Annotated in this window: 16 protein-coding genes; 13 read left to right on the forward strand and 3 right to left on the reverse strand. The window is 73.9% G+C overall.

All coding sequences use genetic code 11. The features are described from left to right. Window positions 1-89 precede the first annotated feature (89 nt). From Dsi01nite_RS36025 to Dsi01nite_RS36040, 4 genes are all read left to right on the forward strand, one after another. On the forward strand, window positions 90-479 hold the full coding sequence (locus Dsi01nite_RS36025; RefSeq protein WP_239136415.1) for a BlaI/MecI/CopY family transcriptional regulator: 390 nt from the start codon (window positions 90-92) through the stop codon (window positions 477-479). A gap of 51 nt (window positions 480-530) precedes the next feature. Further along, entirely contained in the window at window positions 531-1055 is a 525-nt protein-coding gene (locus tag Dsi01nite_RS36030) for a hypothetical protein (protein WP_203850841.1), read from the forward strand. Between the two features lie 63 nt (window positions 1056-1118). Further along, a complete protein-coding gene (locus Dsi01nite_RS36035) occupies window positions 1119-2342 on the forward strand; it encodes a glycoside hydrolase family 3 N-terminal domain-containing protein (protein ID WP_203850842.1) in 1224 nt (407 codons plus the stop codon). Between the two features lie 112 nt (window positions 2343-2454). Further along, the gene (locus Dsi01nite_RS36040) at window positions 2455-3243 is read left to right on the forward strand and encodes a DUF4184 family protein (RefSeq protein WP_203850843.1); all 789 of its coding nucleotides are present in this window, start codon (window positions 2455-2457) and stop codon (window positions 3241-3243) included. On the opposite strand, the gene Dsi01nite_RS36045 is transcribed toward Dsi01nite_RS36040, so the two are convergent. Then, entirely contained in the window at window positions 3216-3962 is a 747-nt protein-coding gene (locus tag Dsi01nite_RS36045; protein WP_203850844.1) for a class I SAM-dependent methyltransferase, read from the reverse strand. The two genes, Dsi01nite_RS36040 and Dsi01nite_RS36045, sit on opposite strands and share 28 nt — an antisense overlap. 143 nt (window positions 3963-4105) lie before the next feature. Here Dsi01nite_RS36045 and Dsi01nite_RS36050 point away from each other — a divergent pair, with 143 nt between their 5' ends. Then, complete coding sequence (locus Dsi01nite_RS36050; protein WP_203850845.1) at window positions 4106-5497, forward strand: sensor histidine kinase; 1392 nt, start codon at window positions 4106-4108, stop codon at window positions 5495-5497. Between the two features lie 6 nt (window positions 5498-5503). Here the strand turns inward: Dsi01nite_RS36050 and Dsi01nite_RS36055 are convergent, their stop codons facing one another. Next, the gene (locus Dsi01nite_RS36055) at window positions 5504-6166 is read right to left on the reverse strand and encodes a response regulator (protein ID WP_203850846.1); all 663 of its coding nucleotides are present in this window, start codon (window positions 6164-6166) and stop codon (window positions 5504-5506) included. After that, on the reverse strand, window positions 6163-7341 hold the full coding sequence (locus tag Dsi01nite_RS36060; protein WP_203850847.1) for a sensor histidine kinase: 1179 nt from the start codon (window positions 7339-7341) through the stop codon (window positions 6163-6165). Before Dsi01nite_RS36060 ends, Dsi01nite_RS36055 begins: the two co-directional genes overlap by 4 nt. 172 nt (window positions 7342-7513) lie before the next feature. On the opposite strand from Dsi01nite_RS36060, the gene Dsi01nite_RS36065 reads away from it, so the two are divergent. From Dsi01nite_RS36065 to Dsi01nite_RS36100, 8 genes are all read left to right on the forward strand, one after another. Beyond that, entirely contained in the window at window positions 7514-8254 is a 741-nt protein-coding gene (locus Dsi01nite_RS36065; RefSeq protein WP_203850848.1) for an ABC transporter ATP-binding protein, read from the forward strand. Further along, a complete protein-coding gene (locus Dsi01nite_RS36070) occupies window positions 8251-9297 on the forward strand; it encodes an ABC-2 membrane transporter-related protein (RefSeq protein WP_203850849.1) in 1047 nt (348 codons plus the stop codon). The genes Dsi01nite_RS36065 and Dsi01nite_RS36070 overlap by 4 nt, the downstream gene beginning before the upstream one ends. 51 nt (window positions 9298-9348) lie before the next feature. Continuing rightward, entirely contained in the window at window positions 9349-9738 is a 390-nt protein-coding gene (locus Dsi01nite_RS36075) for a BlaI/MecI/CopY family transcriptional regulator (RefSeq protein ID WP_239136416.1), read from the forward strand. A 68-nt stretch (window positions 9739-9806) separates the two neighbouring features. Continuing rightward, window positions 9807-11318, forward strand: a complete 1512-nt coding sequence (locus Dsi01nite_RS36080) for a hypothetical protein (protein ID WP_203850850.1) — start codon at window positions 9807-9809, stop codon at window positions 11316-11318. 21 nt (window positions 11319-11339) lie between these two features. Beyond that, complete coding sequence (locus Dsi01nite_RS36085; RefSeq protein ID WP_203850851.1) at window positions 11340-11777, forward strand: hypothetical protein; 438 nt, start codon at window positions 11340-11342, stop codon at window positions 11775-11777. Then, entirely contained in the window at window positions 11774-12778 is a 1005-nt protein-coding gene (locus Dsi01nite_RS36090) for an FHA domain-containing protein (protein ID WP_203850852.1), read from the forward strand. Before Dsi01nite_RS36085 ends, Dsi01nite_RS36090 begins: the two co-directional genes overlap by 4 nt. Further along, window positions 12775-13584, forward strand: a complete 810-nt coding sequence (locus Dsi01nite_RS36095) for a protein kinase domain-containing protein (RefSeq protein WP_239136417.1) — start codon at window positions 12775-12777, stop codon at window positions 13582-13584. The genes Dsi01nite_RS36090 and Dsi01nite_RS36095 overlap by 4 nt, the downstream gene beginning before the upstream one ends. Before the next feature lie 49 nt (window positions 13585-13633). Beyond that, window positions 13634-15586 (forward strand): cation:proton antiporter domain-containing protein, encoded by a 1953-nt coding sequence (locus Dsi01nite_RS36100; protein WP_203850853.1) that lies wholly within the window; start codon window positions 13634-13636, stop codon window positions 15584-15586. Window positions 15587-15588: the final 2 nt, after the last annotated feature.

Consider the following 15588-nt stretch of genomic DNA (forward strand, 5'->3'; position numbering starts at 1 on the left):
AAGTGAGGACGCATGACCGGTCGAGTCTGCCATGCCTGGAGAGCGGCGGGAGCGGCGACGGCCGCCCGCCGGTCGATAGAGTCATGCCGGTGAGCACAACCCCGCCCGCGGGCGACCGGCGGCGCAGGCCCGGACAGCTCGAGGCTGAGGTGATCACCGTGCTCGGGACCGCCCCGGCGCCGCTGACCCCGGGCGAGGTCCGTGACCTGCTGGACCCCACCGGCGCGCTGTCCTACAGCGCCGTGGTGACGACGCTGACCCGGCTGCACGAGAAGGGTTCCGTCACGCGGCACCGTGACGGCCGGGCGTTCCGCTACGGTGCGCTCAGCGACGCGGCCGGCCTGGTCGCGGAGCGGATGAGCCGGCTGCTCGCCGACGAACCCGACCGGGCCTCGGTGCTGCGCCGGTTCGTCGGCACGCTCGACGACCGCGACGAGGAGATCCTCCGCGCGCTGCTGCGGGAGCACCCGGAGGGCTAAGCTCTGTTACTTCTACGTCGTGTAGAAGGTAGCGGGGGGAGGTGCCTGGCGATGGTGCTGGACGATGTCCTGCTCGCACTGCTGGGCGGCCGCGACAGCAGCGCGTGGGAGCTCATGCAGCGCCACGACGAGATCTTCGGCAGCGCCCACCGGATGGACATCGTCCGGGTGATGGCGGCCGTGACCCGGCTGGAGCGCTCCGGTTTCCTGCGCATCGACGCCGCCGTCCCCGCGCGGATGGCCAGCGGCAACCGGCGCACCTGCTCGCTGACCGCCGCCGGCCGGCAGCGGCAGCGGGCCTGGCTGTGCGACCTGGCCCCGGACATCAGCACCGAGGACGTGTACGTGCGGGGGATGCTGGCCGTCGAGACCGCCGACGAGACCACGTTCGACACGTTCATCCGCAACGGCCTCGCCGTGACCCGGGCCCGCATGCAGGTGCTCGCCGACGACGCGGCCGGCGCGGCGCCGGTGACCCGCGCGAAGGACGCCTTCGAGCGCGAGACCGTCCGGGCCCTCGCCCTGTGGCTGCACCAGCTGCCCGATCACCGTTACCCCCGGTCCGCCGCCGGTTGACGGACGCGGTCCGGGTAACCTCCACCCGGTCAGCACAGCGCAACCCCTTGGACGGAGCGGCCCATGGCTCGCCTGCATGGCCGTTTCGGCCCGTTACCCCGGTGGGTCGTCGCCGTCGGTGCCGTGGTGCTCATCGCCGTGGCGGCGGTCTGGTATGTCACGGCCGGTAGCGGTACACCCGCCGAGAACGCCAGGACGTCCGGCCCTTCGACGGGTGCCAGCGCCGCCGGGTCCCCGTCGCCGAGCGCCGACTGCGCCACGACGCTCGTGGCGAAGCTGACCCTGGAGCAGCAGGTCGGGCAGCTGGTCATGATCGGCACCCCGATCGAGACGCCGCTCAACGCGGTGCCGGCGATCCAGCGGTACCAGCTGGGCGGCATCTTCCTCGCCGGCCGCAGCACGGCATCCGCGGCGTCGCTCAAGGAGGCGATCGGGCAGCTGCAGGCGGCCGCCCCGACCACCGGTCTCGGCCTGCAGATCGGCATCGACCAGGAGGGTGGCCAGGTCCAGACGCTCAAGGGCGCCGACTTCCCGGCCATCCCGACCGCGGTCAACCAGGGCAAACTGGACGACGCGACCCTGGCCGCCAACACCGCGGAATGGGCCGGCCGGCTCAAGGCCATCGGCGTGACCATCGACCTGGCCCCGGTCGCCGACGTGGTCCCGGCCGACGTCGGCAAGGCCAACCCGCCGATCGGCGGCTTCGACCGGCAGTACGGCTCGACCCCGGAGCCGGTGGCCGCCGACGTGGCGACGGTCGTGACGGCGATGCAGGGCGCCGGGGTGCTCACCACGCTGAAGCACTTCCCGGGCCTGGGCCGGGTCCGGGTCAACACCGACAAGGCCACCGGCGCCCGCGACGACGTCACCACCGCCGACGACCCGGCGCTGCAGCCGTTCGTCAAGGGCATCGAGGCCGGGTCGGCAGCGGTCATGATCTCCTCGGCGACGTATCCGAAGCTGGACGCCGCCAACGTCGCCGCCTTCTCCGCGCCGATCGTGACCGGGCTGCTGCGGCAGAAGCTCGGCTTCGACGGGCTGGTGCTGTCCGACGACCTGGGCGCGGCCGTCGCGGTCAACTCGGTGCCCCTCGGCCAGCGTGCGGTGCGGTTCATCACGGCCGGCGGCGACGTCGCGCTGTCGGTGCGACTGTCCGACGCCGGACCGTGGACCGACGCGCTCATCGCGGCCGCGAAGGCCGACCCGGCGTTCGCCGCCCGGGTGGTCGAGTCCGCGACCCGGGTCGTGCGCGCCAAGGTCCGCGCGGGCCTCGCCCGCTGCGCGTGATCCACTAGCGCGTGCCGTAGCGGCGGCGCAGGCCGTCTGGGACGTGCCGTAGCGGCGGCGCAGGCCGTAGGGGGCGTGCCGTAGCGGCGGCGCAGGCCGTAGGGTCGGGATCATGCCGGCCACGTTCCCCTCGCACGCCGCGGCCGTGCTGCCGCTGAAGCTGTGGCAGCCGACCTGGTTCGACGGCGTCGCGCTGGTCATCGGATCCGCGGCGCCCGACCTGCCCTACGCGCTAGGGGTCAGCAGCCGGCCGCCGTACACCTACGGCCACACCTGGTGGGGCGTGCTCGCCTCGGTGCCCGCCACGATGGTCGCGACCCGGCTGGTGCGCCGGGCGGCCCCGGAGGTCGCCGCGCACCTGCCCGGCCTCGGGCCGCTCGCCGCCGGCGACTACGGCGTGCTCGGCGGCGTGCGGCACCCGTGGTGGGTCACCGCGAGCTCGGCGCTCATCGGCGCCGTCAGTCACGTCGCCTGGGACCACGGCACGCACGCCTCGGTGCACGGCACCAAGATAGGTCTGCCCGGCCTGGCCCGGGAGGTGCTGCCCGGGGTGCCGGCGTGGATGCCGCTGCACCTGGCCTCCAGCGCCGCCGGTGCGGCCGGCTGGCTCGCGTTGTCCGCCCGCGTCGGCCGCCGCCGGCGGCTCGTGGCCTGGCACGGACCGGCGCCGGAGATCCGGCGCCGGCCCGTGGTGTTCTGGGGGACGGCCGCGGCGACCGCGGCGGCGGGCGTCGCCGCCGCGGTGCTCACGCCGCAGCCACGGGAGCGGATCGTGCGGTTCCTGCCCCCGCTGCCCCGGCCGGCGGTGCTGTCCGGACGGCTGCTCGGCATCACCGCGGCGGCCATGATCGCCGCCGCGGCGGTCCACCGGCGTCAGGCGGCCCGGCGGCGGGCCACGTAGACGACGTTGACGGCGTAGCGGTCGGCGCCGGGCAGCACGCTCGCCGCCGAGTCGACGCCCCGGGCGATGCGGTCCAGCCCGCGCCGCTCGTACCAACCCTGCGTCAGCATCGAAAACCCGCGCCGTTCGACGATCTCGAAGCCGTGCCGGTCCAGCAGCCGGTCGATGTCGTCGTGGGACAGCTCGGCGAACCAGCGCTGGCCCCGCAGCCGGCGCGCCCGCAGGTGCCGCAACGAGCGGGCGTTGCCGTGGTTCTCGATGACCAGCAGGCCGGCGTCGGGGTCGGGCAGCACCCGCGCGGCGAACGCGAGGGCCCGGTTGCGGACCGCGTCGTCGACGTTGAGCAGCAGCCGGAACATGGTGACCAGGGCCGGCCCGTCCGACGGCGAGGGCGTGGGCACGGGGCCGTCCGCCGCGACCGCGTGCAGCCGGGCCAGCGTGCCGACCTCGGCGGCCTTGGCCAGCATGTCGGCGGAGGTGTCGTAGCCGTGCGCGGTCCGGACCAGGCCGTGCAGGCTGCGGATGGCCCGGCCGGTGCCGCAGGCGAAGTCGTGCTGGACGGGCCGGACGGTCGGGAACGCCCGGCGGACCAGGGCGCGCAGGTAGGCCCGCTGCCGTTCGTTGATCCGGGACGCGTAGCTGCCGGGTGCGTAGGTGACGTGCTCGTACTTGTCGACCGCGCCGGTGTCCTGGAACACCCGCGCGTAGTTCGTGTCCAAAGCTGATCCCCGTTCGTCGTGCCGCCGTCCTTATACCTACAACGGGTAGGTAGTGGTGCGGATACGGTACGTAGTTGTTCCTCGCTGATCGTGTACCGCGGTTCTTCAGCACGGTTTCAGGTCGGCCCGGCTAGGTTTCTGATATGACCAGCTGGCGCCGCCTCCCACGCCGCCTCTCGGCGCGGCTCGGGGTGCGAATGCGCTCAGCGCTCGCCGCGGCGGCGGTCGTCGCGATCGCCGCCCTGGTCAGCGGTGCGGTCCTGGTGGTGGCGTCCCGGCTCATCCTCACCGACAACGTGGACCAGTCGACCGGGCAACGCGCCGCGCAGGTCGCGGCAGCGCTCGGCGACGCCGACGGCGCCGGGCTCGCCGCCACCCTGCGGCCATCGGCCCGCGACCGGACCGTCGTGCAGGTCGTCGACGGCACCGGCAGGGTCGTCTCCGCGTCCGCCGCGGTCGGCGGGGCCGAACCGATCTCGCCGCTGCGACCTGCGGCCGGGCAGACGGCCCGCGAGGAGCGCCGCCTCGAGATCGCCCACAACGAGCGCTTCCGGATCGTCGCCGTCGGCGTCGCGACTCCCGATGGACCGCGCACCGTCCTGGTCGCGCAGTCCCTCGACGAGGTCAACGACGGCACCGAAGCGATCCTCGGTGCGCTCGCCGTCGGGATGCCGCTCCTCACCCTGGTGGTCGGCGCCGCCACGTTCCTGTTCGTCGGGCGGACCCTCCGGCCGGTCGACGCGATGCGCCGGCAGGCCGACACCATCACCGCCCGGAACCTGCACACCCGCCTCCCCGTGCCCGCCACCGCGGATGAGATCGCCGCCCTCGCCACGACGATGAACACCATGCTCGACCGGATCGAGGCGGCCACCGAGGCGCAGCGCCGGTTCGTCGCCGACGCCAGTCACGAGCTGCGCAGCCCGCTGTCGACCATCCACGCCGGCCTCGACCTGCTCGGCTCGACGGACCTGCCGCCGTCGGCGGGCACCCACGTCACGCGCATGCGCCACGAGAGCGCCCGCATGGCCCGGCTCATCGCCGACCTGCTGCTGCTCGCCCGCGTCGACGAGTCCGGCCCGCAGCTGCGCCGCGAGGACGTCGACCTCGACGACATCGTCTACGCCGAACGCGATCGCCTCGTCGCCGGTCACCCCGACCTGCACGTCGAGACGCACATCGTCCCCGTCCGGGTCCACGGCGATCCGCACCACCTGCAGCGGGTCCTGCGCAACCTGCTCGACAACGCGGCCCGGCACTGCCACGGCAACGTCACGATCAGCCTCACCGCCGCCGGCGGCACCGCCGAGCTCACCGTCGCCGACGACGGTCCCGGCATCCCCGCCGCCGACCGGGAACGCGTCTTCGGCCGGTTCGTGCGCCTCGACGACGCCCGCTCCCGCCAGAGCGGCGGCACCGGCCTCGGCCTGCCGATCGCCCGTGACGTCGTCACCGCCCACGGGGGCACCCTCACCGTCGACGACGGCCCGCGCGGCGGCGCGCTCCTGCGCATCCGGTTGCCCGTCTCGGAGTGACGCGGCTCAGCTGGCAGGGCGGACGAGCCCGGCGTCGTAGGCGGCAATGACGAGCTGGGCCCGGTCACGGGCGCCGAGCTTCATCAGCAGCCGCCCGACATGGGTCTTCGCCGTCGACAGCGTGATGTGCAGATCTCCGGCGATCTCCTGGTTGGACCGGCCGCGGCCGACGAGGGTGAGCACCTCCCGCTCCCGTTCGGTCGTGTCGGCCAGCGCGGCGGCCCGTGGCACGCCGGTGCCCGGCCGCCGGGTGAACTCCTCGATGAGCCGGCGGGTCACCCCGGGCGCGAGCAACGACTCCCCGGCGGCCACGACCCGGATTCCGGTCAGCAGGTCGCTCGGCCTGGTGTCCTTGAGCAGGAAACCGCTCGCGCCCGCATGCAGCGCGGCGAACACGTACTCGTCGGCGTCGAACGTGGTCAGGATCAGCACCCGCACGGCCGCAGTCGCGGGGTCGGCGCAGATCTGCCGGGTGGCCTCGATGCCGTCCAGATCCGGCATGCGGATGTCCATGAGCACCACGTCGGGGCGCTCCTGACCGGCGAGCGTGACCGCCTCGGTGCCGGTCGCGGCCTCACCGACCGAGACGAGATCGGCGGCGGTGTCGACGAGGAGCCGGAAGCTGCCGCGGACCAGTGCCTGGTCGTCGGCGACGAGGACCCGGATCATGCGGCCGCCTTGAGCGTGAGCGGGAACGTGGCGCGCACCGTGAAGCCGCGGTCCGGTGCCGGGCCGGCGGTGAACGTCCCGCCGTACATGTCGACGCGTTCACGCATGCCGTCGATGCCGTGCCCGCCGGACGCCGCCGGCGCACCCGGGCCGCCGTCGGCGATCTCGAGGGTGAGCGCGTCGGGCCGGAAGCCGACGGTCACCCGGCAGCGGTCGGTGGCGGCATGCCGCAACACGTTGGTGACGGCCTCCTGGATGATGCGATACGCGACCAGGTCGAGCCCGGTGGGCAGCTCCGGGCGGGCACCGGTCGTCTGCAGGTCCACGACGAGGCCGGCGTCGGCGGTGCGCCGCACCAGCTCGTCCAGGTCGTCGAGGCCCGGGCCCGACGCGGGGAGCGGGCCGGCGCGCAGGACGCCGAGCATCGAGCGCATCTCGCGCAGGGCGTCCCGGCTGGTCTCCTCGATCGACAGCAGGGCTCGACCGGCCTCGTCCGGCCGTTCGGCCGCGACATGGTTGGCGACGCCGGCCTGCACCGCGATCAGGCTCAACGTGTGCGCGACGACGTCGTGCAACTCCCGCGCGATCCGCAACCGTTCCTCACTCATCGCGCGGCGGGCCTCCGCGAGCCGGGCCTGCGCCTCCCGCGCCTCCTGCTCGCGCAACCCGGCGGTGTGCAACGCCTGCTGGCGCACCGCATAGCCGATCGTCCAGGCCACCGTGAGGAGCAGGAGGATCTCGGTGAGCATCGCGACGCGGTTCGGGCCGGGACGGGCCCAGACCGCGTCGAGGAGGCCGGCGAGCCCGACCATGGCCGCGGCCACCGAACCGACGAGGAGCCAGATCGCCTCCCGGCGCGCAATCCGTTGTGGCACTGCATACATCACGAACGCGACCGCGACCCATGGCGCGGGGAACGAACCGGATCCGGTGGCGAGGACCGCCACGGCGACGGTGAGCGCGAGGGCGGTCCGCGGCCTGCCGCGCCGCATCGCGCCACCGGCGACCGCGGCGGCGAACACCACCGCGTCGACCCATCTCGACCCGTGCGGGCCGGCGGACTGCCACGCCACGACCGTGGCCACCGCGACCAGGGCCGCAGCGGTCAGCCCGTCGGCCACGGCCCGCTGCGCCGGCCCGAGGCGACCGGACCACGGTGGTCGGGGCAGCTGCATGGACAAACCGTAGCGGCCCGGCCGGCGTGCCGCGTCAGACCACAGCACGACGCCGGAGGTGTACCTGGGTCTGACAACGCGCCCCGGTGCCGCTGTGCCCAGGCATGACGACACCCGCGCCCGGCGTCGCCAGGATCGTCATCACCGCAACCGACACGAGGAAGGACGAACGATGAGCACTGTCGTGGAGGCCCGTGGCCTGGGCAAACGATATGGGGACAGGTGGGCGCTCGCGCAATGCACGCTGTCGATCCCGGCCGGCCGAGTGGTCGGCCTCGTCGGGCCGAACGGGGCCGGCAAGAGCACCCTGCTGAACCTGGCGGTCGGTCTGCTGGCGCCGACGGCCGGCACCGTCGAGGTCCTCGGTCGCCGGCCCGGGACCGACCGGGCCCACCTGGCGAAGGTCGGCTTCGTCGCGCAGGACGCACCGCTCTACGCGACGCTGACGGTCGCCGAACACCTCAAGCTCGGCGCGCGACTCAACCCCGGCTGGGACGTCGGCTATGCCGAACGGCGGGTCGACCGGCTCGGCCTGGACCGGGGCCTGCGCGCCGGGCGGCTGTCCGGTGGGCAGCGCGCTCAGCTCGCCCTCACCTTGGCCGTCGGCAAGCGTCCCGACCTGCTGGTCCTGGACGAGCCGGCGGCGAGTCTCGACCCCCTCGCCCGGCACGAGTTCCTGCAGGACCTGACCGAAGCGGTCGCGGACCGGGAAATGAGCGTGGTGCTGTCCTCGCACGTCGTGGCGGACCTGGCCCGCACCTGCGACTACCTGATCGTGCTGAGCACCGCCCGGGTGCAGGCGGCCGGCCCGGTCGCGGCGTTGCTCGCCGAGCACGCGCCGCTGAGCCTGGAGGACCTGGTCCTCACCTACCTGAGCCGGGGACGGCACGACGACGCGGAGGCGGCACGATGACCTGGTTGACCTGGCGGCAGATCCGCTCGCAGGTGTGGGCCGCGGCCGTCGTGCTCGCGGTGGTGGCCGTCGCGCTCGCCCTGACCGGCGCGCGGCTTTCCGACCTGTACACGGCCAGTGGACTCGGCACGTGCGCCGCCGACGACTGCGGGCGGGCCCAGGCCCTGTTCGCCGCCGGTGTCCAGGCCGGCGACCTGCGCCCGTTCCTCTATTTCGCCGGCATCGCGCTGATGTACCTCACCCCGGCCGCCATCGGCATGTTCTGGGGTGCCCCGCTGATCGCCCGGGAGTTGGAGGCCGGGACGCTGCGGCTGGCCTGGACGCAGACCGTCACCCGGTCCCGCTGGCTGCTCGTGCGGCTCGGGCTGCCCGCCCTGGCGGCGGTGCTGACGACCGCGTTGCTGAGCCTCGCGGTCACCTGGTGGGCCGGCCCGCTCGACCGGGCCGGCGGCCGGCCCGGTCACGACCAGGGTCTGGACCTGCCGAACCGGTTCGCGCCGCTGCTCTTCGGCGCCCGCGACGCCGTCCCCGCCGGCCATGCCGCCTTCGGCTTCGTCCTCGGCGTCGCGGTGGGCCTGCTGATGCGGCGCGCTGTGGCGGCGATGGCGGTGACCCTCGCCATCCTGGCGGCGGTGCAGGTGCTCGTGCCGGCGGTCGTGCGCGAGCACTATCGCGAACCGCTGTCCACCACGACACCGCTCACGGTGTCCGGCCGGCCGCACCTGGTGCGGGTGGACGACCGGGGCATGGAGGTGTCGATGCCGGTGGACCTCCCCGGAGCGTGGATCACCTCGGTGCGGACGGTCGACTCGGCGGGCCGCCCGTACGCCGGACCGGTGCCGGAGGCCTGCACCTCACCGGCGTTCCCACCGGCGGAGTGTGACGCGGCCGTCGATCGGCTCCGGCTCGGCCAGCTGGTGACGTATCAGCCGGCCGGCAGATACTGGACGTTCCAGTGGGTGGAGACGGTGGGCTATCTGCTCCTGGCCCTGGGTCTGACCATGCTCTGCGCCGCCCGGATCCGTCGGCTGAGATTGTCGTGACCCGCCGCCCGGTCCCCTGACAAGCGGGGGAGCGGCGGATATCGTCTGGCCGTGAATGAACGGCAGCCGCGGCGGGCGTGGGGTTCCCTCGAGTCGGACATCATGGCGTTGCTGTGGGCGGCGACTGAGCCGCTGACACCCGGGCAGGTGCAGACCGCGCTGGCGGAGCGCCACGGCGGTGACCGCACGGTCCTGGCGTACAACACGGTGCTGACGATCCTGACCCGGATGCACGACAAGGGCCTGCTGCAGCGGCAGCCGTCCGGTCGCGCGCACGCCTACCGGCCGACCCACGACGCCGCGACGGCGGCCGCCACGCAGATGCGGGCGGTGCTCGACGGGCCGGGGGACCGGCGGGCGGTGCTGCGGCATTTCGCCGACCGGCTGGACGCCTCCGACGTGGAGGTCCTGCGAGCGCTGCTGGAACGCACCGACGGGTGAGGTGATCTCCGCCCCCACAGGTTTGCGCCGGTGTGCTACCTCTATGGCACACAAATCGGGGGATTGAAATGGATGCTGGCGATCTCACGCCGGAACTGCTGGGCGCGGCCGTCTGGGACGACGCGATGGTGGCCGCGGCCGGGATCCCGGTGCACGATGTGCCGTTCGTGACCGTCGGCGGCGGGATGGGCTCGTTCGTGACCGCCGACTACCTGCGCATCGCGGGTGTCCCGGCGTCCGACATCCGGGTGCTGTCCAACATCGATCACCCCTGGCAGACGTACCAGTACCTGACCCGCGTCTCGCAGATCCCGGAGCCCGAGCGGATCCGGTCGGACTCATCGTCGCGGCCGGACAACATCTGGGGCTTCCCGTCCTACGCGCTGAGCGAGGCGTGGCGGGACCGGACGCTGCGGCCGCTGGTGCACATCCTCGGTGAGCCCATCTTCGCCGACTACTGGACCCCGCAGGCGGGCACGGTCTTCGCGAGCCTGCGCCGGGAGTCCGCGCGCATCGGCTACGACGCGATGCTCGTCAAGGGCGTGGTGCGGATGGTGCGCCGGCGCGCCGCGGGCGGCTACTTCACCGTCCTGACCCCGCCGGCGGGCTCCAGTGCCACGAAGCGGGTGGTGTACCGGTCGCGCTTCGTCCACCTCGCCGTCGGCTACCCGGGCCTGCGGTTCCTGCCCGACCTGCAGGAGTTCCGGACCCGGCACAGCGACTACGAACACGTGGTCAACGCCTACGAGCCGCACGAGCACGTCTACGAGTTCCTCAAGACCAAACCCGGCACGGTGCTGATCCGCGGCGGCGGGATCGTCTCGTCGCGGGTCCTGCAACGCCTGATCGACGACCGGGAGCGGCTCGGGCTGCAGACGCAGATCGTGCACGTGTTCCGCACGTTCGTCACCGGCGCGCACGGGCCGCACTGGTGGGCCCGGCGCAAGGGCGGCGACGGGTTCGCCTACCAGGGCTTCAACTACCCGAAGTCGGTCTGGGGAGGGCAGCTCAAGGCACGCATGCGCCGCCTGGAAGGGCAGGAGCGGGCCAAGCAGTACGCCGAGATGGGCGGCACCAACACCCCGAAGCGGCGGCGCTGGCAGAAGCAGCTGCGCCAGGGCCGGCAGGGCGGCTGGTACCGCGCGATGCAGGGCGTCGCCCAGAAGGTCTGGCCCGACACCGACGGCACGCTGGTCAGCCTCATCAACGGCGACAACGGCACCGTCGAGGTCCGCGCCGACTACATCATCGACTGCACCGGGCTGGAGGCCGACATCGCCGAGCACCGCGTCCTGGCCGACCTGCTGGAGCACGGCGGGGCGGGCCGCAACCCGCTGGGCCGCCTCGAGGTCGAACGGCACTTCGAGGTCAAGGGCACCGCCAGCGGCGACGGGGCGCTGTACGCGTCCGGGGCGACCACGCTCGGCGGCTACTTCCCCGGCGTCGACACGTTCCTCGGCCTGCAGATCGCCGCCCAGGAGATCACCGACGACCTGGCCAGGCGCGGCTTCGGCCGCAGGATCGGCCCGATCCGGTCCACGACGCAGTGGGTCCGCTGGGCGCTCGGCCGTCCGGTCTAGGTCTCGGAAAGGAGACAGACGATGGTGCCCGTGTTGCTGGGTCGCATCCAGACCCGGATATTCCTGCTCGCCGTGGTCGGGTCGGTGATCACCGCCCTGATCACTCCCGTGCTGCCGGGCGGCGGACCGCTCGCCGACCGGTACCGGACCGCGTTCGTCGTGCTCGGCGCCGTCGCCGTCCTCGGCGTCGCCTGGGAGCTGCTGTATCACCTGCTCATGCAGTTCCGCTGGGAGAAGGACTGGCCGTCGCTGTTCGGACTGCTCACCGGCGTGCCCGAGGCGGTCGTGCTGTGGCTGCTGCTGCGCGCCGGGGCGGTGCCGGGGGTCGAGACCGCCCCGCCGGTGGCGGCGTTCGTGCTGCAGTTCGCCGCCGTGTGGACGGCGGTCTGGCTGGCGGCGAACGGCCCGATGCGGGTGCCGTTCCTGCGCTGGCGGTTCCGGGGCGGACGGCTGACATGAGCGAACCCGTCGTGCAACCCCTGCCGGGCGCCGGTCTCGTCATGCGGGCCGGCCGGCTGTTCGCGGTGTGCGAACCGGCCGGGTCGGAGGAACTGCTGGCGCTCGTCGCGCGGGTCGCCGCGGACGGCGGCGACGGCGAGGAACTGACCCGGCACGCGGCCGCGCTGCTGCCCGCCGGCGAGCTCAGCTGCGCCGTCGGTGGCCCGGCGGCCGGCGGCGGCGTCGCGGTGTTCGTCTGCGGGCACGGCGCCGCCGAGGTGGACGGCCGGGTCCGGATGTCCGGCCCGGAGCCGGTGCGGCACGTCGTCGCCGGACCCGTCGGCACGCTGCGGCTGGCGCTGCCCGGTGCCGGGACACCGCACCCCCTGGCCAGCCTCGACGCCGGGGTCGTCGGCGCCGCCGGGCTGACCATCCGCTTCTCCAGGCCCCCGCAAACCCAAGCGCCGAAACCGGCGGCGTTCCAGTCGGTCCTGCTGCTGCCCGGGCACGCGCCGGCACCGCCGCCCGACGCGGCGGCCGCCGCCACCCAGCCGCTGGTCGAGGGCGTGGACTGCAAGAACGGGCACTTCAACGACCCGGCGGTGCGGTTCTGCCAGCTGTGTGGCATCGCCATGCTGCAGGTGACGCACGTGACCCGGCTCGGGCCGCGGCCACCGCTGGGGATCCTGCTGCTCGACAACGGCATGACACTGCGCGCCGACGCCGACTACGTGGTCGGGCGGGAGCCGGAGCGCGACGCCGACGTCGCCGCCGGGCAGGCCCGGCCGCTGCGCATCGCCGACTCGCACGGCGGCATCTCCCGGCGGCACCTGCGGATCCGGCTGACCGGCTGGCACGTCCAGGTGCTGGATCTCGGCTCGGCCAACGGCACCTTCGTGCAGGAGCCGGGCGCGCCGGAGGCCACACCGGTCCCGCCGGCGCAGCCGGTGCCGATCCGACCCGGCGCCAAAGTCATTTTCGGCCGCCGCTGGCTGCGGTACGAGTCGCACCGCAACCCGTGACCACAGAAGGGACCGGCGTGCAGGGTATCGCCGACTACGAATTCGTCAGGCCGCTCGGCTCGGGCAACCACGGGCAGTACTTCCTGGCCCGCCGCCCGCCCCGGCTGCCGGTCGACGTCGAGCACGTGGCCGTCAAGGTGCTGTCCGCCGAGTCGACCGAGGTCGCGTTCCGCCGGGCCGTGCGGGAGCTGACCGCGTTCAGCGCCGTGCAGTCGCCGTACCTGGTGTCCCCGTACGACGCGGGCCAGCAGGACGGCAAATTCTTCTACTCGATGGAGTACCTGCCGGCCGGGTCCCTGGCCAACCCGGCGACCCCGCCGAAACCCGCCGATGCGATCCGCGCCGTCGCCGACGCGGCCCGCGCCGCGGCGGCCCTGCACGAGGCGGGCCTCGTCCACCGCGACATCAAACCCGGCAACGTCCTGCTGAGCTCGGCGGGCGGCAGGCTGTCGGATCTCGGACTGGCGCAGGTGTTCACCGAGGGCGTCACGATCACCGGGATGGGCGCGCTCGACTCGGTGGAGTACGTCGACCCGGCGGTGCTGACGGGCGGCCGGTTCGTCCCCGCCGCCGACGTGTGGTCCCTCGGCGTCATGCTGCACCGGGTGGTGAGCGGCACCGGCGTGCACGGCGACCTGCCCGCCGCCGACGGGCTGCTGGCCCTGCGCCGGGTGCTGTCGGAGGCACCGCGGATCGACCCGTCGCTGCCGGCTCCCGTCGCGGACCTCGTCGGTGACTGCCTCGGCCCCGCCGGGCAGCGCCCCACCGCGGCAACCTTCGCGGCCCGCGCCGACGCCTTCGTATGAGCACGGCCGTGAGCGCGGCCATGTGCGCACCAGACAACCGGGGGTCGGCATGACGGCACATCAGCTCGGTCAGCTCCTGCTCGCGCTCGCGGGTGTCATCACGCTCGCGCGGCTGCTCGGCGCGGCGGCCCGCAGGCTCGGCCAGCCGCCGGTCATCGGCGAGATCCTGGCCGGGGTGCTGGTCGGGCCGACCCTGTTCGGCACACTGATCAGCGACCGGCTGTTCCCCGTCGACATCCGCACCGCCCTCGCCGGGCTCGCCAACGTCGGCCTGGTCCTGTTCATGTTCATCGTCGGCTACGACCTGGACTTCGACTCGGTGAAGGGGCGGCGCAAGGCGGCGGTCTCCGTCTCGATCGGCTCGGTGCTGCTGCCCCTCGGGCTCGGCGTCCTGCTGGCGCTGTGGCTCGCCCGCCACCACGACGTGGCGGACGTGGCGCCGTTCGCGTTGTTCATCGGCGCGGCGATGTCGGTGACCGCGTTCCCGGTCCTGGCCCGCATCCTCACCGACCGGGGCATGCTGCGGACCGAGGTCGGCGGGCTCGCGCTGGCCAGCGGAGCCGTCGACGACGTCATCGCCTGGACGCTGCTCGCCGGGGTCGTCGCGATCGGCGCCGGCGGCGGTGACGTGCCGTGGCAGACGCTGCTCGCCGTGCCGTACGCACTCGTCATGTTCCTGCTCGTCCGGCCGCAGCTGCGGCGGCTCGTCGAGGCCCGGACGCGGGCCGGGCGGCTCACCCCCGGCATCCTCGCGGTCATGCTGGTCGGGCTGCTGCTGTCGTGCTGGTGCACCGAGGCGATCGGCGTCCACGCCATCTTCGGCGCGTTCGTGTTCGGCGCGATCATGCCACGCGCCGGCGGCGAGCTGCTGCGGCACGAGACCCTGGAACGGCTCGAACAGGTCAGTGTCCTGCTCCTGCTGCCGGTCTTCTTCGTCATCGCCGGTCTCCGCGTCGATCTGTCCACGTTGGACAGCACGGGGTTGCTCGACCTCGCCCTGATCCTGGTCGTCGCGATCACCGGGAAGTTCGCCGGCGCGTATCTCGGCGCCCGGCTCAACCGCATCCCGGCGCGCCGGGCGGGGGCCCTCGCGGCGCTGATGAACACCCGGGGGCTCACCGAGATCGTCATCCTCACCGTCGGGGTCCAGCTGGGCATCCTCGACGACACGCTGTTCTCGCTGATGGTCGTGATGGCGCTCGTCACCACCGTGATGGCCGGGCCGCTGCTGTCCCTCATCTACCCCAAGTCCCTCGTGGCACGGGACATCGCGGAGCTGGAACGGGCGGCGCTGGGCGTGCCGGACGCCTACCGGGTGCTGGCCGTCGTCCCGGCCGGGGCGTCGGCGCGGCCGATGGTGGACCTGGCGACCGCGGTGGCGGCGCGGCACGACCCGGCCGAGGTGGTGCTGAGCCGCATCGTGCCGTTTCCGGCGGCCCGCGTCGAGGTCGGCGCCGGGCTCTCCGGCGACCTGCTGGCGATGACGGCGGCGATGAAAGAACTCGCCGACCTCGCCGAGCCCGTCCGGCGGCAGGGGCCGTCGGCGGCGGTGTTCGCCCGGTTCAGCGCCGACCCGGCCGCCGACATCCTGGCCCAGGCCGACACGACCCGCGCCGACGTCGTCTTCGTCGCGGCCGGACAGGAGGGCCTCGCGGCGCTGCGCGCGAGTCTGGTGACCGTGCTCGCGCCGCCACCCGACGGCTGGGACACCGTGCTGGTCAGGGCGGACGGCGACGACGGCGAGGCGGTCCTGCGCCTCGGCGCCGCCATCGCCGCCACCCAGGGCGCCGAACTGATCGTCGACGCCGGGGCACGCCCGGGCCGGCGCCTCGCCGCCGCTGTGCGCGAACTCGGCGGCACCGTCCTCGGCCCGGCCGTCCCGCCGGCGGCCCTGGTCATCGGCACCGTCGCGGCGGCGGACGCGCACCTCGTCGTCCGGGCCGCCCATCCGGCGGTGCGGGACGACCGGGACGCGCGGGTACCGACAACCACGCCCGCATGATG

Origin of the sequence: Dactylosporangium siamense, from assembly GCF_016862795.1 — a bacterium.
In the GTDB taxonomy this organism is placed as follows: Bacteria; Actinomycetota; Actinomycetes; order Mycobacteriales; family Micromonosporaceae; genus Dactylosporangium; species Dactylosporangium siamense.